Source organism: Saccharospirillum sp. MSK14-1 (genome assembly GCF_003054965.1).
Lineage (GTDB): Bacteria > Pseudomonadota > Gammaproteobacteria > Pseudomonadales > Natronospirillaceae > Saccharospirillum.
On record NZ_MIES01000005.1, the window covers coordinates 38973 to 58744 of the forward strand.

A 19772-nucleotide genomic window follows, 5' to 3' on the forward strand; every position below is an offset into this window, starting at 1 on the left:
AGTGAGCTGAACTACACTCTTTCCACTTGTTGTCTGTTCGCTTAGTGGAAGAGCGCTGTGCCCAACTCTGTCTTGGCCCCATCCCGGAAACGACCCTCCTTATCTCGACGTTTATTGGTCTGGATCGCTGGCCTGTTCGTCACCCTCGTTGTCATCACCACCACGATACAATTGAGCCTTGAGTATTCCGAAGAAGAGGAATCGGGCGCTCGTGAAATTGCCTTCACGCTGGCGAGCAGCCGGGATGTTCTCGCCAACGCTTTATGGAGTTTTGACCCCATTCAGATCCAGGCGTCTGCCGACCTGCTCTATGAACACGCGCTGATCACCGCGGTGTACATCATTTCCGAAGACATTTCGCTCAACGAATGGCGTGGTCCTTCACGGACTTGGCCCGGTGTCAGCCAACATTTCGAATTGCCTGGTTACCCCGACATCCACGTTGAAAGCATCGGCAATCTGTTCAATAAACGACTGCGTTTTACGCTCGACATCGTCTTCCCCGCCAATGGTGTGGAGTATTCCGTCGGCCGTGCGGTGGTGTATTCCGATGCGGGTATTATTCTCGGTGAAAGCTTGAACAACCTGGTCTTTACCGTCCTCAGTTCGATCTTGCTGTGTTTTATCTTGATCTTGGTGACGGCCATCTCAGTGCGCTACCTGGTTGAGAACCGACTGCGCGCTATGCAAGATGTGATTGCCACCATCGAACCCGAAGACGATGTCTTTCGCGCTCAGTTGTTACCGGGTTGGCTGGCCCGCGAAGAAGACGAAATTGGCTTGTTAGCAGTCACGCTGAATCGCTTACAAATACAACTGGCCGACCGTTCCTTACGCATTAAACAACATCAGCAAAACCTCGAGTTACAGATACAACAACGCACGCAGGAGCTGGAAGATACGTTGACGCAGTTGCGCATCAGTAATGCGCACAAGAATGAATTTCTGGCCAACATGAGCCATGAAATTCGCACACCGATGAACGGCATTATCGGCATGGCCGAGCTGATGCAAGACAGCGAATTAAACCCGACTCAACACGACTACCTGGCCACCATTCTCAATTCGGCTCAAGCGCTGACCACCATTTTGAACGACATCCTCGACCTGTCGAAAATTGAAGCGGGCAAACTGGAATTGGAAATCATCGATTTCGATCTGCCCGACCTGGTTGATGAAACGCTGGCATTATTTATTAAGCCGGCAGAAGACAAAGGTATCGCGCTGACTGTATCGCTCGACCCGGATCTGCCGCGACGCGTCAACGGTGATCCCAATCGCTTGCGTCAGCTGCTGTTAAACCTGCTCGGCAATGCGCTGAAATTTACCGATCATGGGCAGATTGAGGTGCGAGTGCGCTCTACCGATCGTGCCGATCAGATGCATTTTGAAATTCGCGACACCGGTATTGGCATCCGCCAGGATCGTCAGAACGCGCTGTTCGATGCCTTTTTTCAGGCTCACAGTCAGGGCCGATATGGTGGCACCGGTTTGGGATTGGCCATCTGCCAACGACTGGTGGAGTTAATGAACGGCCAGATCGGTTTCACCAGCCAGGTGGGGCAAGGGTCGACGTTCTGGTTCGAGATTGAACTGAGCCAGCATCAGGGCGAAGTCGCTCAGCCGTCGTCATTGCCGCACCCTGAAACACCTCAGCGTCCGTTGCGTCCGGCTCACCTGTTGCTGGTTGAAGATAACGTGGTCAATCAACGGGTGGCCGAGGGCATGCTGCATTCTTTAGGCATGTCAGTGGTGTTGGCCGTCAACGGCGAACAAGCCCTGAATCGGCTGCAGTCCGAGCCCTTCGATCTGGTGTTGATGGATTGCGAAATGCCGGTGATGGATGGCTACGAAGCATCGCGGCGGATTCGCGCGCTTGAGGATGATGTCTTGCGACAGATTCCCATCATCGGGTTGTCCGCTCACGCCATGATGGACCATCAGCGCGAAGCCTTGGAGGCGGGCATGGATGGTTATCTGACCAAACCCCTGCGCCGCCAGGCATTAGCCGCCATGTTAGCGCGCTGGTTACCGTCGGATCAGTCGGGGTAAAGCTGCGCCGGATCGGCTTTGCTCGGTGACCCCTGTCGCTGTTGCTTTAGCAACGCGCTCAATAACCGCTTCCGCTCGGCGCGACTGGGCGCCGCAGACGGTTCGGGGCCATAGAGGCTGGCATTTACTCGCCCCCAAATGGCGGCTGCGGACGCGGGCAGTTGCGCCAGTGATTGGTAGGGCTCAACCCCTTCCTGCACCAACCAATCCAGTACGGCCCGTCGAAAGCGCAATGGATCACGCTCATCCAGTAACTGGGCCGGTCGCAATGGCTTTGGCTTAACGGGCCGCGTGGATGGCGCGGCGGGCCGGCTGCGGCGCTTACGCCAGATCAGCATACCCGTCAGCAACCAGCCCAAACCCAGGGCAAGGCTGATCCAGGGCCAGATGGTGCGCACAGGCAGGACGGATTCCGGCAGCGCCTCGGTCGGCAGCGGCGTTGGCTGCAATGCCTGACTGGCTTCGGGCAGTACGTCAATGGTCCGCGCAGGTAACTCCGCATAGGCTAACTGATCGCGCTGCAGATCCCACCAGGGCAACCTTAGGGCCGGCAGACGCTGACGACCGGGGTCCGTCAACACCAAGGCCGCCAGATCGCGGCGCTGACGATCATTGAACTCCGGTGCGTTGCGATACAGCCGCCAGCTTTCGTCCGTCATATTGGCCAGGGGATCGGGCAGCCGCGTCGGCGGCAACCCATCGACCTCGGTAATCACGGTCCAGTCCTGGGGCGCATGAGCGGTCAGTTGTAACTGCTCGGGCAGATTATCGCTGAGCGTTAAGGTTCTGGCAGGTAACCAGGCAGCGTCATCGGGGTATTCATCGGGGATGGGTTTGACGGCCATGTGGATGCCCGGATGAGTCCGCTCCACCGACCGCCACTCGCCATAAGGCCCGGCCTGATACCGACCCACAAAGCGAATCGGCGGAATCTCCAGTTGCCCGGGGTGGTCCGCGATCAGGCGGTACTTCAGCCGAAAGCGTCGAATCTGGCTGCCATTGCGGTATTCAGTGACGTTGCTTTCATCAAGCAGCTCGATGTTGAAATCGCCAAAACTCAGATCGTCGTATTCGCCCTGCAAACGCACCTGATACCACAGGTCGAGCGTTATCTGGGTGGGCTGTCCGATATAAAGCTCGCGTTCATCAACCGTGACCTCCAGCCGGACCGCATCGGCCGGTAAGGCATCGCCTCGGTTAGCCGGGTCGAGCACCTCAATTAGAATGCGTTCACTGCGCTCATCCCCAAAACGGAAGGACGGCACCTGCAAGGTGCCAATATGACGCGGGCGTAACCACAGATGCCATTCGCGCCACGCTTGAATACTGCCGTTACTGGAGCGACGCAGACGCTGCCCCTGGGTTTGCTGATCGATGTCAAAGAGCGCCGACAGGGGCGTTAGATCCAGCGGGTAACGAGCACTGTCCGGATTAGCGCGGATGGTGAGTTCCAGGTGTTCGTCCTGATACAGCCGAGTGCGGTCGACCTCGGCCTCCACCGCCGCCCGGGCGGCTGTCTGAGCCAATACGAGCGCCAAGACCAGACACAGCCGACGAGCTACCATAGCGTCGCCCCTGGATCGGTAGTCGGTGCCTGCCGGTATTCCTGCTGCAACCGGCGTTCTAACAGATTGCCCCGGGGTGGTGGCACTCGATTCAGCAGTTGTTCGAGCCGCGCATTCTGCACCCGCTGCTGGGCCTCCAAGGCGGCTTCGGCGGAGTTTTCGCCCGCTGACGATTGGGCGGAAGAGTCACCTTGCTCAAGGTCGAGCGATTCACTCGGTCGGTCGTCTGCCTCTTCCGACTCATCCGCTTGTGGCGGCGGATGCCGCGCCAGAAAGTCGGCCACCAACTGGCGATTGTACTGCGCCGCCGGGTGATCACTCTGAGCCAGCGCCTGATCATAAGCCTCCAGCGCCGCCTCCAGTTCGCCCAGATGCACCAGTGCATTGGCGCGATTGTAATGTGCATCGGCATCATTGAGCTGCGCCCAATACTGCGCAGCCGTGGCATAGTCACCGGCTTCGAAGGCGAGCTGAGCTTGTAATTCTGGGCGCTCGGTTAAGTCTCGTCCCCGATCGATATCCCCCTGACGCCAAGCTTGATAAGCCTTTTGTTCGGCGTTTTGCCACAGTGTGTCGGCGGCCACCGGCAGCGGCTGCCAAAGCAATGCCGAGGTGCCCATCAATGGCACCAGGAACACCAGCCCTCGTCGATACCAGGGCAGCAGCAACAGCAGGGCGGGCAGCAATAACCACGGACCGATATCCTGAAGCGACGACCCGGCCAGACCGATACTGCGGCGAACCGTCAACCACTCAACGGGTGGTTCAGACCCCAACGCCAGCAATTGACCATCGAGTCGCCGGGCCGCGCGTTGAAAGGCGTCGCGGTTCAGACTGGCGACCACCAGACGGTCACCGTCGGTCACAAACCCATCGCCATTGGGCAAGGATATCGGCCCACCTTCTTCGGTCCCGACGGGCATAATCCAGGTGCTGCCACCGCTGCTGTTGTCACTGTTGATCACGTCGAGCCTGTCGCCGCCCGGATCGTCCGTCAGCCAGAGCCGATGCAGCGGTTGGCCAGCCAGTTGCGCCTCTTTCTCCGCCAGCAACTGGAAGGCGAGATCCGGGCGGTTGCCGTAACGTGGCATTTGAAAGGGATCGAGCTGCTCCAACTGCAACGCCAGAGTCTGGGCGTCTTCGGTCAAAGGCATCAACCAATGCGCTGAGGCGGAATAGACAATGACGGCGGTGCGTTCAAACAAGCCGGAGCCGGCCCAGTCGAGTACGGTACGGCGGGCTCGCTCCAGCCGTGACGGCGTCAGGTCTTCCGTCGCCATCGACAGTGTATTGTCCAGGATCACCACCAGATTGCCGGTACTCAAACCGGTCGTGCTGGTCTGGGTCCGTGCCGGTCCGGCTAAGGCGACGATGATCAGTACACCCGCCAGACCCAGCATCCATTGATGACCCACGGGGTCACGTCCGGCCTGATGATCGAGCGCTTTCAGCAAGTCCGGTTCAATCAGCCGTGACCAGCTGCCACTGCGGCGCCGACGCCAGCACCAGAGCCAGCCCAGAACCCAAGGCAAAATCAGCAGCAACAGCCAGGGACGCAACCAAGTCATGCGCGGCTCCTTCGGCCGCTCAACCAACGGCCTAATGCCAACAGCACCAGAGCCACCAGCGCGGGCACCCAAAACCAATCGTGGGTTTGGCGACTGTTCAGAGATCGCTGCGGGCTGGGCTCCAACGCATTGAGCTGTTGGTACACCGCCGCCAGTTCTTCGGTGGAGCGGGCGCGGAAATAGCGTCCGCCGGTTCGGTCGGCAATGGCTGACAGCGCGGCTTCATCGACCGCGCTGTTGCTCATGGTAAACACACCCAACCGAGGTTCGGCACCAAAACCAATGCTGTGCACCCGAATACCACTGGCCTCGGCCGCTTCCGCGCTTTGTGCCGGCAAGACTTCACCCGTGGTGTTCGCGCCATCGGACAGCAGAATGATCACCGCATTGTCGGCTTGTGACTGGCGCAGTCGCTGCACCGCCAGTGCCAGTGCATCGCCAATGGCGGTGCGACTGCCGGCCATGCCCGGCTGCAAGGTGGCCAGCACCCCTTCAACAGCATCAACGTCCGGAGTGAGTGGCGCCTGTAAGGCCGCAAAATCACCAAAAACGATCAGTCCCAAAGCGTCGCCGCGACGCTGCCGTACAAAATCACCGACCACGGCCTGGACTGCTTGATAGCGACTGATCGTCTGGTTCTGCCAACGCATATCGGCTTCAGCCATGCTCATCGACAGATCGACCACCAGCATCAGGCTGCGACCCGGCTGCGCCGGAATGAGTGGCGGTCCCAGCGTCTGGGGTCGCGCCAGCGCCACGATCAACAAAGGCCACACCAGCCATAACCAAAAACCACTGCGGCCGGACCGAGCCGGTTCCTGATCACGATGGGACCCCAACCACCGTTGCATCAAAGGATGCTGCAAACGGTCGGCCGTTGCGCGCGCGGGCAATTGCCACCACAGCAACCAGGGCAATGGCAGCGCCAATAACGCCCAGGGCCAGGCAAAGATCACCGGCACCACCGACGAATCAGCCGGCGCGCGTCGCGCCAATTAATGCGCACGGTACGCGGCCGATAGTGAGCATTCACCCAAGCCGGAGCGGTCGATTGCCCCAAGGTCCGGGCGACTTGCTCGGCAAACGCCTCGGCACTGAGCTGTCGCACCTGGGCGCCACCGGCATTGCGCAACAAGGCATGCAACAAACGTAAGCGACTTTGTGGCGGGCGTTTTTTCAGGTGTCGCAACGCCTTCAGATAATGACGCTGGCGTTTGCTGCGGTGCCGGTAATACCACCCCGCCAGCAACGCACCCACGAGCAACACACCCAAAGCCCAGACCGGCCAGGGAGGCGGCCAGGCCGAGGGAGCTGGCGGTGCGGTGTTGGCCAGCAGTTGCTCGCTCAGACGGTTCAGATCGGCAGCGGCCATTGGCGCACCTCCGACCAGTTAAACGTTTGGCTGGTTATCGGCAACCAGCGAGCCTGGCGCCGTCCGGACCATTGTTGCCAGCTGTCCTGACGCTCGTTAAAGGCTTGGCGATGACGGTGCCGAACCCGGGCAGAGTCCGTCGAAAGGCGCTGTTCACGGGCTTTACGATCGCCCGACCGGCTTTCAACCGACAGCGTTCCCACGGCGGGCAACTCGGCTTCAACTGCATCGATGGGTTGCAACAGGGTCAAGGCATTTAACCGCTGCATCGGCAAAGCCAGATCCAGTGAGGCCGGTGTCCAGTGATCCAGGTCAGACAGCATCCAAAGCGTCGGCCGCCCCGCCAACACAGCCTGGATCCGGCCGACGGCCGGCGCTTCGCTATCGCGCAAATGGGTGTGCGCTAATTGAGCATGGGCCTGCGCCAGGCGCTGACAAGCGGCCGCCACATCGGCTGGGCGACGCAGGTTGAGCCACAACTCGATGCCCGGTCCGGTCACCAACAATCGCACTGGCTGGCCCAGACCGACCAGGCGCCAGCCCAGAAAGGCCGCCCAATGACTGACTAAGACCGACTTAAAAACTGTGCGACTGCCGAAATAGAGACTGGCACTGAGATCAAGCCAGATCAGTTGCGGCTGACGCCGCTCTGACTCAAACACCCGCAGGTAGGGTTCATTGCGCCGGGCGGTCACGCGCCAATCGATGCGGCGTACATCGTCGCCGCCTTGATAAGCACGCAGTTCCGCAAATTCCCGCCCCTGACCGCGCTGTCGACTGCGTTGTTCGCCATCGAGGTGATGACGTGACAGTCGCGCAGGCAGTCGAGACAAATCGGTCGCGATCAGCCGTAACGCCAATAGTTCCGCCAGACGGACTTCGGTGCCCGTTGGCGCCAGGTCTGGCTGCATCAGGGCACCGCCACGCTGTCCAGCAGATGATCGACAACGGCACTGGGCGTCCAGCCTTCCGCCTGACCGGACAACGACAACACCAGTCGATGCTCAAGAATGCGATGCGCCAACCGGTGCACCTGATCGGGGGTGACAAAGTCTTCGCCTTCGAGCCAGGCCAAGGCACGGGCGCAACGTTCCAGCGCCAAGGTAGCACGCGGAGAAGCGCCGAATTCGATCACATCGGCCAGACGTCCGCTGTAATAGGCCGGGCGTCGGGTGGCATCGACCAGATGCACGATGTAATCACTGACGGCTTCGGCAACATGAACATCACTGAGCGCCCGCCGCGCGTCGATCAATTCAGCCAGGCTGGCGAGGGTCACTGGCTCAGCCTCGACCTGCGCTTCACGTCGCCGGGCCAGTTCCAGCACGCGGCGTTCGGTGGCGGCATCGGGATAATCCAGCCGAACGCGCATCAGAAAGCGATCCAGCTGCGCCTCCGGCAAGGCATAGGTGCCTTCATGTTCAATGGGGTTTTGGGTGGCCATCACCAGAAACGGATCGGGCAGCGAATAGGTGGTGCCGCCCACCGTTACCTGACGCTCCGACATGGCTTCCAGCAACGCCGACTGCACTTTGGCGGGCGCACGGTTGATTTCGTCGGCCAACACCAGATTGGCAAACACCGGGCCCGGCTGGAAATCGAACTGATGGGTTTGCGCGCGGTAGATGTCCGAACCGGTGACATCGGCGGGTAACAAATCGGGGGTAAACTGAATGCGCTGGAAATCGCCGTCAATCGCAGCCGCCAGCGCCTTGATAGCCGTCGTTTTAGCCAGCCCCGGCGCGCCTTCTACCAGTAAATGGCCGTCAGCCAGCAAGGCCAACATCAATGACTCGATCAGCTCCGGCTGACCCAGAATGCGTGTCTGCAGCGCGGTGCGCAGCCTGGACAGGGAACGATCGGTGGTCATGGCACGCCTGTGGCTAATATTTGTTCTGATTCTAGGGCCTGACCGGCGTCGTGCAAAGGGTGGTCAGGCAGCGTTCGACAACAACCGGTTTTGACCCTGCACAAACGCATCAACACGCTGCAGCGGAATGTGGTCGCTGGTATCGCGGCCATACCACAGATCGACCACCCGGCCGTTTTCGTCAATCAAGAAGTCAGCCGGTACCAGGCGGATGTGCGGATTGTTCGGATCGGGACGACCGCCCACCATCAAACTGCGCAGGATGCGCGGCAATTTAAACAGCACCGCCTTGAACAACGCTGACGTCGATTGCTCAACGCCGTAGTCGTTATAGATCGCCAACTGCGGGTCAGCAATCAGCCGGAATGGACGCGGGTGGCGCGCCACATGCTGGCGCACATCCTGATCGGAACAGCTAAAGACAGCCAGAATTTCCAAACCCTGCTGCTGCCATTGGGCATAACGATGCGTCAGTTCATGCACACGAAAGCTGCAAAACGGGCAGGCCGCATCGCGGAAAAAACTCAGCATGACCCGGCGGCCACGATAGTCGCTCAGCCTCACTGGCTGACCGTAGACGTCGGTGACGGCAAAGTCCTGACCGATGCAGGGTGCGTTCAAGCGCATGCAAACCTCGTTAAACATTGCGTTATTAACCGCCACAATACGCAATTGCCGCAACGTCGGATCGCTGCTGCGTTGGAACGCTCCATTCAAAGGCAGCGGTCGAGTCCACCCAACGGCTTCGGTTATGCTTGGCGGATGCAAACAGCCGCCCTCCTGCCATGACCTCAACACCCCCATCCCGCCTATCGCGCTGGCGTTTACGCTTGGCCGGCTGGACCTTGGTTGGGGTTATTTTTCTGGCCATCACCGCTGCGCTCTATGATGCCTGGCCTGCCTGGTCGGCTGGCGCCTTGGTGTGGTTCGCCGCACTCCTGCTGCTGGGCAGCCTCAAAGGCCCTCAACGCTGGCAGGTCCGCGCCATGTTTGCCACCGGCGTGATTGGCCTCTGTTTGGGCCTGTTACGTGGCGCCGATTGGCTCTACCTGCGTCAGGCACTGGACGCCAATCAAACCGTCATCGCCATGCTGATGGGCGTCAGCTTTTTACGGCTGGTCGGCAGCGCACCGGTTGACGGCAGCGATGATCGCCCCACCGGTAAAAGCGCGTTGATTCGCACATTGCTCGGCGGACACCTCATCGGCTCAGTCATCAATATGTCGACCATCGCCATTCTCGGCGACCGATTATCCCAGGCCGGTCGACTCAGTGCTTTGCAAGCGCTGGTTATTTTGCGCGGCTTCAGCACAGCAGCGTTCTGGTCGCCGTTTTTTGCGGCCATGGGCATTGCCTTGATCAGCGCTCCGGGCGCGCATTTGGCCACGCTGGTGACCGTGGGTTTGCCCGCCGCTGCAGCGGCGTTAGCCTTTACCGTCTGGCAGATCAGCCGACATCCTGAGGTTGACCATACGCTCGGTTATCCCATGCATCTGGGCTCGCTCTGGCTGCCCATGTTGCTTGCGGTTCTGGTGATGGCGGCGCATCGATGGTGGCCTGATGTGTCGGTGCTGACGCTGGTCACGATGATCGCCGTGCTGTTTGCCCCGTTGTGGGTGACCCTGCGTCAGGGCCGCGCCGGTGTTGGCGCTACCCTCGACCACATTCAGCTTGGCCTGCCGCGACTGGGCGGCGAGGTCTCACTGTTTTTGGCCGCCGCGGTGATGGCCGCTGGCGTCGCAGCAACGCTGGCGTCGTTTAACGTCGAAGTGCGCTTTGAGCATTTCGGTGCCAATCAAGCCTTCGCGGTGTTGGTCATTATGATTGGTCTGGCGATGATCGGCATGCATCCGGTCACCACGGTCGCGCTGGCGGGCAGTTTACTGATGCCGGCCATCGACGATCCCAATTTACTCGGGCTGGTGTTTTTAATGAGCTGGTCGCTGGGCGTGGCGCTGTCGCCATTTTCTGGCATTCAATTGGCACTGCAATCGCGTTATGGCGTCTCCGCCCGAACGCTGTTGCGCCTAAACCGACTGTACGCCCCCACGGTGCTGGCCATCGACTTTATCGCCCTGCACGCCTACCAGCTCTGGCTCGCTTAAGATGCCGAGCCGTGCCTGAGGTTGTACACTGCCGTCCATTAACACCGGTGCCGAGCGGCGCCGCGGCCTAACAAAAAGGAAACTCCGATGAAACAGAGCACTGACCGCATTCTCACCACCCATGTTGGCAGCTTGCCACGCTCGCAGGCGGTGGTGGATGTGCTGATGGCCCGCGAACACGGCGAGGAAACCGATCGCGGCAAATTTGAAGCGGTGGTTGCTGAAGCCGTACGTGAGGTGGTGAAACTGCAGGCCGAAGCAGGCATCGATGTCATCAGCGATGGCGAGTTGAGCAAGATCGGTTACGCCACCTACATCAAAGATCGGCTTAAAGGCTTTGACGGTCACCAGGCGCGCAAGGTTGCACTGGATCTGGCCGACTATCCGGAATATCAGGAAAAGATGGCGCTGGTCGCCGGCAAGCAGAGTTTTAAACGTCTGTGCTGCACCGGCCCGGTCGAAGTGTCGACCACCGAACCACTGGAATTTGATCTGAAGAATTTCAAAAGCGCGGTCGATGGCGCCGGCGTCACCGAGGCCTTTATGAACGCGGCCTCCCCAGGCGTGGTTTCTGCGTTTCAGCCGAACCAGTTCTATCCAAGCATTGCCGAATACCTCGAAGCCATCAGCAAAGCGATGCAGGCCGAATACGAAGCCATTGTCGATGCTGGTTTTATTCTGCAACTGGATTGCCCGGATCTCGCCATGGCGCGCCACACCGGTTTCCAGGATTTGAGCGAAGCGGAATTCCTGGCACAGGCCGAGTTGCAGGTGGAAGCACTGAATGCCGCCTTGGTGAACATCCCTGCGGAAAAACTGCGCATGCACGTTTGCTGGGGTAACTATGAAGGCCCGCACACACACGACATCGACCTGCGCAAAATCATGAACGTGATTTTGAAAGCCAAGCCGTCGGCGATTTTGTTTGAGGCCTCCAATCCGCGTCACGCCCACGAATGGCAAATCTGGAAAGACACCAAGCTGCCGGACAACAAAATTCTGGTTCCGGGCGTGATTGATTCCACGTCCAACTACGTCGAACACCCAGAACTGATTGCCCAGCGCATCACCCAATTCGCCGACATCGTCGGTCGTGAACGGGTGATGGCCGGCACCGATTGCGGTTTCGCCACCTTTGCCGGTGTTGGCAAGGTCGACTCCAAAATCGTCTGGAAGAAGCTGGCGTCACTGGCCGAAGGCGCGGCCTTGGCGACCAAGCAACTGTTCTGATCGATCGCAGGCGCCGGCTCAGTCGGCCGGCGCCTGTGCGCGGTCAAACCTACCGTAATCACGCATTACCTGCGCCACTCGCAATCGATAATCCGCAAACACAGACTCTTGTCCTGCCTGCTGTGCCTGGCGATGATCACTCTGCTCACGCCACAAACGCACGGCGGTTTCATCTTGCCAAAACGACAGCGACAACAATTTGGTCGGCTCGCTCAAACTCTGAAACCGTTCTATGGAAATAAAGCCCGACTGGGTTATCAGGTACGCGCGTAAATGCTCAGCAGTGGCCAAGTAGTTTTCTTGTTGGCCTTCGTTGGGCAGCGCTTCGAAGATCACCGCGATCATGACGTGGCCTCCGTCAGCCAGTCACAACTTTCCGGCACCGGCGCTAAAAACGTCCGTCGTTCTTCGAGAATAAAACCTTCGCGCTGGGCAAACTCGAAATTGGCGCGACCTTGCGGATCGGTTCGCAAGCGCGCTCGGTAGGCTTCATAATCGGCCAGACTGGCAAAACTGATCAGCCCCCAGGCTTGATAGTTGGTGCCTTCCCAGGGCAGAAAATAACCCAGTAATTGTCCCCCGCAGGCGGGAATAATACGGCCCCAATTGCGTGCGTATTCGGCGAATTGCTCGCGCTGGGTCGGATCGATGCGATACTCAATTAAACAGCTGATGGTCATGGCAAAACTCCTGATCATGGGAGCCGTCAGCCTAGGTCCTCAGCGTCTGTGTCGCTTCGATGATCATCGAAGTATCGACCACTGACACAGCGCACCCTGTCAGCAACAACGATGAGACCACAGCATGCAACCGGATATCGCATTACTGGCCGCCGAGATCGGCGACCCCAGCCGCGCCCAAATGCTCACCGCTCTGCTGGGGGGCCAAGCGCTTACAGCGACCGAACTGGCGTTGTGCGCCGAGATCAGTCCATCCACGGCCAGCAGCCATTTGGCCCGCCTGGAACGCTGTGGTCTGATTCAATTGCGCAAACAGGGTCGGCATCGCTATTTCGAACTCAGCGGTGCATCGTTGGCCGCGTTATTAGAGCAATTGCTGGCAATATCGGCGGCTCAGGCGCCGACGGTGGCAACCGGCCCCGACGACTTAGCCTTGCGCTATGCCCGGCTGTGCTATGACCACCTGGCGGGCCAATTGGGCGTGCAATTGCACGACGCGCTGTGCACTCAAGGCCTTATCGACAGCAACGCCGACCAGTGTCAGCTCACCACCGCAGGCTCTGCCCGTTTCGCACACTGGGGTTTTGTGGCCCAACGCAGCCGACGTCCGCTGTGTCGTGCCTGTCTGGACTGGAGTGAACGGCGCAGTCATCTGGCCGGTCAATTGGGGCAATGGATTGTCGAGGATTTACTGCAACGCGGCTGGGCCAAACGCGATCTGCAATCGCGCAGTCTGAGCTTCAGTACCGCGGGAGAACGTGCGTTTAAACACCGCTACGGCATCGATGACCGTGCCGTGTCTCGATCAGCCTGACTGCGGTCCGCGTTCAAACAGTCCGGCAAAATCAGCAAAGCCTTTGACTTCAATCGGGTTGCCGAACGGATCGTAGAAAAACAACGTGGATTGTTCCCCGGCTTGGCCGACATAGCGTTGGGTTGGTGGTATCACAAAGTCCGTGCCTGCCTGTTCCAAACGCGCTGCCAACGTCTGCCAGTCCGCCAGCGGTAACACCACACCGAAATGTGGCATGGGCACAGCGACGCCATCGACCTGGCCGGTGTTGCGAGTGGTCCAGACCTCCCCCAGATGCAACGACAATTGATGGCCGTAAAATTCAAAATCGACCCAGGTGTCGGTCGATCGGCCTTCGGTACAGCCGAGCACGTCGCCATAGAAGCGACGAGCTTCATCCAGATTGGTGACGTTAAACGCCAAATGAAATAAAGATCGCGTCATTTCGAAACCATTCAGCCCACAGGAGAGGCACCACCGCTCAACGCCAACTGAACCAAATAGGTTGTATATGCCAGGTAAATCACCAGCAAAACGCTGCCCTCTACCCGGTTAATACGACCCTGACGCTTACGCGTGCCGATGCCCATGATCAGCAACAGAACGGTCAGCGCCGTCATCAACACCCAGTCTCGGGTCAGCACGGCTGACTCGGTTTGCATCGGGCTGATGCTCGCCGCCAGACCAACCACGGCCAAGGTATTGAACAACCCCGAGCCAATCACGTTCCCCAGTGCCAGGTCGTGCTGGTTTTTACGAATCGCCGCCAGCGATGACGCCAGCTCCGGCAAAGAAGTACCGATGGCAACGACTGTTAAACCAACAATCAGATCGCTGACCCCGAGATTGATGGCGATTTCCACCGCGCCCCAGACCAGGGCGCGCGAGCTGAGCACCAGACCCACCAAGCCGACGACCAGCCAAAGTAACGCCGCACGCAGGGTCATGGCGTGGCTGTCTAATTGATCGGTGTATTCGGTTTCGAGCACATCGCCGGGCTGACGCCCCTGCAACACGGACCAACCCATGGTGCCGGCAAACAGCAGCAACAGCAGGAAGCCATCCAGCCGCGACAAATCGTTGTCGAGCAATTGCCAGCCAGCAAAGAGGGTGATCATCAACAGGATGGGCAACTCCCGACGCACAATGCCGGACTGCACTTGGATGGGGGCAATCACCGCCACCAAGCCCACCACCAAACCAATGTTGGTGATGTTAGAACCGTAGGCGTTACCTAATGCCAGACCTGGATTGCCATCGGTTGCGGCGATCACCGACACCACCAGCTCAGGTGCCGAGGTGCCAAAACCGACGATCAACATACCGATCAACAACGGCGACATTCCGGCGTAGCGGGCCGTTCCAGACGCACCATCGACAAAGCGATCCGCACTCCAGACCAGCACCACCAAACCGATAAGAACCGCCAACCAGGCTAACCACATAACGCCCTGCTCCAGAAAAATGAGGCCGTATTAAGCCAGAGGTAACCGCCGTTGAACAGCCGCGGCCCAATGCGCTTAGAGTTTGCGCATGGTGAGCACCACCTGACCGACATCAAAACCGAACTTACTCATATCGGTCACGTTAATCAGGGTATTGGCGTCCACCTGATAGAGCCAGTCATCCATGCTCACGGCAATGGTACGGCCGCTCGACAAAGGCACCAGCAAGCGGTAATTCATGTTGACGGCGTTGCCGGCATACCGCATTTGCGCGGTGCCTTTCACGTCTCCGGCACGGCCGACATAGGAACGCTCACCGTCGCGTTCAAAGCGCCACACCCGCGTCTGGCGTTCGCCATCGCTCCACTGAAACACTTCGTCAAGGACACCGCCGTCAGCATTCCAGCGGGCGTCGATGGTCGCGGTGAAATGGCGTCGCACTTCGCCACTGCGACTGAATACCACACCCTGAGCTTGCAGAGGGCCATTGAAGAATACCAAGGGATCGAAGGTGGGTTCACGATCGGCGTAGTCAGACACCGAGACACCGGCACAGCCGGTCAGCATGATCGCCAAAACGGCAACACTGAGTAATCGAAACACAAGGACGCTCCTGAACAGATGACGGAGCAGAGAATACGCGCCAGTGCGCGCAACGGATGTTAGTCGTCGAGCCATTCCAGCATGGGCCAGGCCTGAGCCCGATCAAACTGCCGCACCTGACCATCGCGCACAAAACGGATGCTGAGTCGCGTGCCATCATCGTCGAGCAGACGTCCCGCACCGAATTTAGGGTGTCGTAAACGACGCTGCGGTTCGGTGCTCGGGTCTTCAGCCTGTGGCGCCTGCCAATGAATCTGCAACGCGCTTTGCTGGGCCTTGAGATACCGCTCGACGACCTGAGAATTCATCGAGGCTGGCAGACTGACTTCGCTGTGCGATTGCGCCAGAGCTTCAGCCAATGTCCGGCAACCGTCCCAATTCATTTCCTTTAAAAACGGACTGTCAGGTGTGTCCTGCCGCGTCAGCGGAGTCAGCAGAATGGCCTCATCACGGGCACGGGTGAGCGCCACATAGAGCAGGCGGCGTTCGCTGTCTTCCGACGCCGGACGACTTAAATCGCCTTCGGGGTGGTAGGGATAGAAACGCGCATTCAGTTCCGGAATCAACACACAGGGCCATTCGCGGCCTTTGGCTTTGTGAATCGAGGTCAGCGTTACGCCGTTCTGGCCGGAGGCCCGTCGCTGCGCCTGCAACGCGCGCAGTTGATCACCGGCTTCAGCCGCTGGCCACCGCTGCGCGGCGATAAAGTCGACAAAGGCGGTGACCGTGGCTACCTGGTCGTCGACCTGCTGGGCCGAAAAGGCGTTATCGCGCAGCGCATTCAGATAATCGGTGCCGATCATCCAGCCGCTGACCAACTCACTGGCGTTCACCCGGCCTTCTTCTGCTCGCTGGATCAAGCGGGCGCGTTCGAGCAATTGGTCGGCCTGAAAGCTGGTCAGATTCTCCGGCAATGCATTGCGCAGATGCCGGGCGGTGTCATGGGCGACCCCCGCCAGCCGGCTAAGCAGGTCATCAACCACCGCTTTGCGGATTTTCAGGTAAGGCTGAGTCAGCAAGGTGCGCCACGCCTGGCGTCGTTGTTCTTCGTTGTAGCAACTGAACTCGCCGCTGGCTAAATCGAGCAACACCCAAAATGGCGACAGCTCAAAGCGTTCCAGAACCGTGCGATGACTCTCCAGCCGATACGGCAGATTCGCCGCCAGCAGTTTCAACTCCAGCCGGGCGCTGTTGGCCCAGAGCCGGTTAAGCACGGCGATGTCGGTGAGTGGGCGTTCACCCTGCCAGTGACGAATGCAGTCCAGTGCGGCCTGAGCGCTGTCGTCACTGCGAATTTGCCGCACTCGGGTGTTGGCTGTACTGGCGTGCGAAAAACACAAGGTCGAGGCCGCGGTGCGATCTGCACCGGCCTGAATCAAATGGTTGGCCAGCAGCGACAATTGATGGCCGTAACGGAAGGTCCAACTCAGTTGGTAATCCTGCGGGTCCGCGAACTGCTGCTGGAAGGCTTCGGTCAGCAAAGACGGCTGAGAGCCGCGAAATTCGTAAATGGTCTGGTCCGGATCACCGACCACCATCACTTGACCGCGCCCGCCGTGGAGGATGTCCAGCAACGCTTGCTGAATTGGGTTGATGTCCTGATATTCGTCGACCAGAATTTCGTCCATATGGCCGGCAAAGCGCTGCGCGACGTCTGGCTTGGCGATCAAACACCGCACCGGGTCGTACAGTAAATCGGCGAAGGTCAGCCGACGCTGATCGGCGCGCCACTGTTCAAACTGCGCAAACACGTCGATAAAAATCCGACAGACTTTGGGCAGGCCGCTTTGCTCAAAGACTTCAGCCGGACTCGCCAGACTGCTCTTCACCAGCTCAAAATAATTCAGCGCTGGCTCGACCCATTTTTTCTTACGACTGAGGATGTCTTCGGCTTGTTCCTCGTCCACCGCTGCCGCGCGCAGCAAGCGCCACACCACCGGCTCAATTTGAGCGTCATTGAGTAAATCCCAATGCACCGGCGGCAGGTCACCGTCGTGCACCAGCCGTTGCAGAATGCGATACCCCAACGAATGAAAGGTGCGCACTTCGGGCAGTGTCTGCTGGGGTTGCTCGCTCGCCAGACGCCGTGACACGTCTTGCTGTGCCGCCTTGTTGTACATCAGCACCAGCAGGCGGCGCGGATTGGCGCCCTCGTTTAAACGACGCGCTAAATAGGCCGTCAGTGTCGAGGTTTTACCGGAGCCGGCAACCGCCACGATGCGGGCGTGGCCGGCCGGATGTGCAATGATGGCGAGTTGTTCGTCGGTGAAGTGCATGGCGGTCCTCGCGGCGGGCGCTCAAGGTACCAGAAGCGCCTTGCGATGTCTTAGTCATCCGCGACTCAGTCTCAAGCTTGACGCCACCCGGCCGATGTTCTGGTTTGCAGCTTGGCGGACCCCTGACTAGGCTGAATAGGAGGGTTGGTGTGAACCAACCATAAGGAGCCGATCGATGACGATGTCGAACGAAATGTGGGTCGTGGTGTTTCTCGACCAAGAACCGCTGGCCTTTCCGGCCACGCTGATCAAAGAAGTGGTGCCCTGGCAACCGCTCAATCCAGTACCCAGCACGGCGCTGGGCGTCATGGGGTTGGTGGGATTGCGCGGTGAAACACTGGCGGTGATCGATCTGTTGCGCATGACCGGACACGGCCAATTGGATGATCCACAGTTTATGCTGATTGTCGATTTTCCGGAGTCGCGTATGGGCCTGGCCGTGGCGCGCGTGGAAGGGGTGCAATACTTCAATACCGAAGACGCCGACACCAATATGGCTGGTGGTTATATTCAGGCCACGGCAGAGCGCGACGGCCGCCTTTACCAACTCATCAATCCGACCGGGTTAGAGCAATTGATCGGCCAGCACACCGATGTGGGTGCGCTGGTGCGCGATTTTTAATCCACCTCCTGTAACTTGTGACACGCCACTACCCGATTGCGCCCGGCTTCTTTCGCTTCATAAAGGGCGTCGTCGGCGCCTTCGGTCAGCATCTCCGGTGAATCATTGAGCCCAGGCTGGCCGGCACACACACCGGCGCTGATGGTCACCACTGACGCTGCTTCTGAGAAGGCATGCGGCAACTGCAAATTCTCCACCACCTGTCGGCATTGCTCAGCCACCTGAACCGGCGCTTCAGTGTGCGGCAAAATGATGGCAAATTCCTCCCCACCATAACGCGCCACCAGATCAAGCGGTCGCTGAGCGATGCTCTGCAGTGCTTCGGCCACACGACGCAGGCACTGATCACCGGCCGGGTGTCCGTATTCATCGTTGTAGTTTTTGAAGTGGTCAATGTCGATCATGACCAGCGCGACGGCCGTCCCCTCACGCTGAGCCCGCGCCCATTCCTGTGACAAGTGTTGATCAAAGTGACGCCGATTCGCCAAGCCAGTCAGCCCATCGGTCAAGGAAATACGTTCCAACTGATCACGCGCGGCCTGCAACTCGCGGTTGCGCTTCAAGGTGGCAATGACATAGCCACTGATCAGGACGATAAACAGCAGGCCGCCACCAAACACCAACCAGGGCAGGTAGCTGCGTTGCCCCACAGCAAACCCTCGAGCGGGAATGGCTTCAATCAGCCACTGGCGGCCGCCGACATCAAACGCCTCTGATTCATAACGCCAGGGTAGATGCCAGGCCTTAACGCCCGGCGGAATGTTTTCGAACAGCACTTCATCGGTGCCACTGCTCCGGTCGATGATGCGGATGCAGATATCACCCGAAGAGGACGCACCTATGGATTGCTGATACAACGCAGCAACCCGATACACGCCATTAAAAAACCCTCGCAATTGGGCGCGTCGTTCCTGCGGCTGCTCTGGCAGGCCGTCATAGAGCGCGGAAAACACCAGAAAACCTTGCTGATTTTCCGGCTCCTGTACCAACTGAATGCCTGCCGTCGCAACCAATCGTCCGCTGTCGCGGGCTTCGAGCAGGGCGCGCAAACGACGCTCCTCACTCGCCAGATCATAGCCAACGGCGGCCTGATTGGTGGCCAGTGGTTCGATGAAAACAACCGGAACATAGCGGTCACGTTGCGCCACAACAGCCTTGCCGTTGTCGGTATCGGCCCGTTCAAACACTTCGAAATCGGGTATCGACTGACGCATTTGCTGCTCTAAAGGCTGCAACTGTGACTGATTCACCCAGGGCGCCCAGGCAAACGCCTGGATCGCTGGGGAGCGCCGCAATACCCCTTGGGTCACACGATTGAATAACGGCAGATTGATGTTATCAACCGTCGACAAGGCTTGATTGAGGGCGTACAGAATTTCCAGGTTAAGCAACACTTCACGTTCAAACGCCACGACGTGTTGGTCAACTTCGGCTTGAAAGCTTTGCTGTATTGCCGCGCTTTCATTGTTGTACAGACTGCGCGACAAAACGGCCAAACAACCGACCCCGATCACTGCGAGACTCAGAACCACCCGGTTGGTACTTACTTTCACAACCGCCACGCCTCCCGGGCAAAGCAATTATTGCAATC

Annotated in this window: 19 protein-coding genes; 5 read left to right on the forward strand and 14 right to left on the reverse strand. The window is 59.1% G+C overall.

Annotation, left to right across the window (positions count from 1 at the left end):
• The first annotated feature begins 114 nt into the window (after window positions 1–114).
• Complete coding sequence (locus BGP77_RS01345) at window positions 115–2052, forward strand: ATP-binding protein (protein WP_108162942.1); 1938 nt, start codon at window positions 115–117, stop codon at window positions 2050–2052.
• Here the strand turns inward: BGP77_RS01345 and BGP77_RS01350 are convergent.
• The 7 genes from BGP77_RS01350 to BGP77_RS01380 form a co-directional block, all read right to left on the reverse strand.
• Window positions 2040–3617, reverse strand: coding sequence for a BatD family protein (locus BGP77_RS01350; RefSeq protein WP_108162943.1), 1578 nt, complete (start codon window positions 3615–3617; stop codon window positions 2040–2042). The genes BGP77_RS01345 and BGP77_RS01350 overlap by 13 nt on opposite strands.
• Entirely contained in the window at window positions 3611–5185 is a 1575-nt protein-coding gene (locus BGP77_RS01355; protein ID WP_108162944.1) for a VWA domain-containing protein, read from the reverse strand. The genes BGP77_RS01350 and BGP77_RS01355 overlap by 7 nt, the downstream gene beginning before the upstream one ends.
• Window positions 5182–6141 carry a VWA domain-containing protein gene (locus BGP77_RS01360; protein WP_146171160.1) on the reverse strand — a complete coding sequence of 320 codons (960 nt, stop codon included), beginning with the start codon at window positions 6139–6141 and terminating at the stop codon, window positions 5182–5184. The genes BGP77_RS01355 and BGP77_RS01360 overlap by 4 nt, the downstream gene beginning before the upstream one ends.
• The gene (locus BGP77_RS01365; RefSeq protein WP_108162946.1) at window positions 6138–6557 is read right to left on the reverse strand and encodes a DUF4381 family protein; all 420 of its coding nucleotides are present in this window, start codon (window positions 6555–6557) and stop codon (window positions 6138–6140) included. The genes BGP77_RS01360 and BGP77_RS01365 overlap by 4 nt, the downstream gene beginning before the upstream one ends.
• The gene (locus BGP77_RS01370) at window positions 6539–7468 is read right to left on the reverse strand and encodes a DUF58 domain-containing protein (protein WP_108162947.1); all 930 of its coding nucleotides are present in this window, start codon (window positions 7466–7468) and stop codon (window positions 6539–6541) included. The genes BGP77_RS01365 and BGP77_RS01370 overlap by 19 nt, the downstream gene beginning before the upstream one ends.
• Entirely contained in the window at window positions 7468–8427 is a 960-nt protein-coding gene (locus BGP77_RS01375) for a MoxR family ATPase (protein WP_108162948.1), read from the reverse strand. The genes BGP77_RS01370 and BGP77_RS01375 overlap by 1 nt, the downstream gene beginning before the upstream one ends.
• 63 nt (window positions 8428–8490) lie before the next feature.
• Window positions 8491–9054 carry a peroxiredoxin gene (locus BGP77_RS01380; protein WP_108162983.1) on the reverse strand — a complete coding sequence of 188 codons (564 nt, stop codon included), beginning with the start codon at window positions 9052–9054 and terminating at the stop codon, window positions 8491–8493.
• A 203-nt stretch (window positions 9055–9257) separates the two neighbouring features.
• On the opposite strand from BGP77_RS01380, the gene BGP77_RS01385 reads away from it, so the two are divergent.
• Window positions 9258–10532: a hypothetical protein gene (locus tag BGP77_RS01385; protein ID WP_108162949.1), complete on the forward strand. Its 1275-nt coding sequence runs from the start codon at window positions 9258–9260 to the stop codon at window positions 10530–10532.
• A gap of 87 nt (window positions 10533–10619) precedes the next feature.
• On the forward strand, window positions 10620–11762 hold the full coding sequence (locus BGP77_RS01390) for a cobalamin-independent methionine synthase II family protein (RefSeq protein ID WP_108162950.1): 1143 nt from the start codon (window positions 10620–10622) through the stop codon (window positions 11760–11762).
• An 18-nt stretch (window positions 11763–11780) separates the two neighbouring features.
• On the opposite strand, the gene BGP77_RS01395 is transcribed toward BGP77_RS01390, so the two are convergent.
• Both BGP77_RS01395 and BGP77_RS01400 read right to left on the reverse strand, forming a co-directional pair.
• Window positions 11781–12107 (reverse strand): antibiotic biosynthesis monooxygenase, encoded by a 327-nt coding sequence (locus BGP77_RS01395; RefSeq protein ID WP_108162951.1) that lies wholly within the window; start codon window positions 12105–12107, stop codon window positions 11781–11783.
• Window positions 12104–12442 carry an NIPSNAP family protein gene (locus BGP77_RS01400; RefSeq protein WP_108162952.1) on the reverse strand — a complete coding sequence of 113 codons (339 nt, stop codon included), beginning with the start codon at window positions 12440–12442 and terminating at the stop codon, window positions 12104–12106. Before BGP77_RS01400 ends, BGP77_RS01395 begins: the two co-directional genes overlap by 4 nt.
• A 124-nt stretch (window positions 12443–12566) precedes the next feature.
• Between BGP77_RS01400 and BGP77_RS01405 the strand changes: the two genes are divergently transcribed.
• Window positions 12567–13256 (forward strand): helix-turn-helix transcriptional regulator, encoded by a 690-nt coding sequence (locus BGP77_RS01405; RefSeq protein ID WP_108162953.1) that lies wholly within the window; start codon window positions 12567–12569, stop codon window positions 13254–13256.
• Here BGP77_RS01405 and BGP77_RS01410 read toward each other — a convergent pair.
• The 4 genes from BGP77_RS01410 to BGP77_RS01425 form a co-directional block, all read right to left on the reverse strand.
• Entirely contained in the window at window positions 13248–13679 is a 432-nt protein-coding gene (locus BGP77_RS01410) for a VOC family protein (protein ID WP_108162954.1), read from the reverse strand. The genes BGP77_RS01405 and BGP77_RS01410 overlap by 9 nt on opposite strands.
• An 11-nt stretch (window positions 13680–13690) precedes the next feature.
• Complete coding sequence (locus tag BGP77_RS01415) at window positions 13691–14680, reverse strand: calcium/sodium antiporter (RefSeq protein ID WP_108162955.1); 990 nt, start codon at window positions 14678–14680, stop codon at window positions 13691–13693.
• Window positions 14681–14755: 75 nt separating this feature from the next.
• Window positions 14756–15283 (reverse strand): DUF3833 domain-containing protein, encoded by a 528-nt coding sequence (locus BGP77_RS01420; protein WP_199224163.1) that lies wholly within the window; start codon window positions 15281–15283, stop codon window positions 14756–14758.
• A gap of 59 nt (window positions 15284–15342) precedes the next feature.
• Entirely contained in the window at window positions 15343–17559 is a 2217-nt protein-coding gene (locus BGP77_RS01425; protein WP_108162957.1) for an ATP-dependent helicase, read from the reverse strand.
• Between the two features lie 175 nt (window positions 17560–17734).
• Here BGP77_RS01425 and BGP77_RS01430 point away from each other — a divergent pair, with 175 nt between their 5' ends.
• Entirely contained in the window at window positions 17735–18181 is a 447-nt protein-coding gene (locus BGP77_RS01430; RefSeq protein ID WP_108162958.1) for a chemotaxis protein CheW, read from the forward strand.
• Here BGP77_RS01430 and BGP77_RS01435 read toward each other — a convergent pair.
• A complete protein-coding gene (locus BGP77_RS01435; RefSeq protein ID WP_158269234.1) occupies window positions 18178–19734 on the reverse strand; it encodes a diguanylate cyclase domain-containing protein in 1557 nt (518 codons plus the stop codon). The two genes, BGP77_RS01430 and BGP77_RS01435, sit on opposite strands and share 4 nt — an antisense overlap.
• Window positions 19735–19772 lie beyond the last annotated feature (38 nt).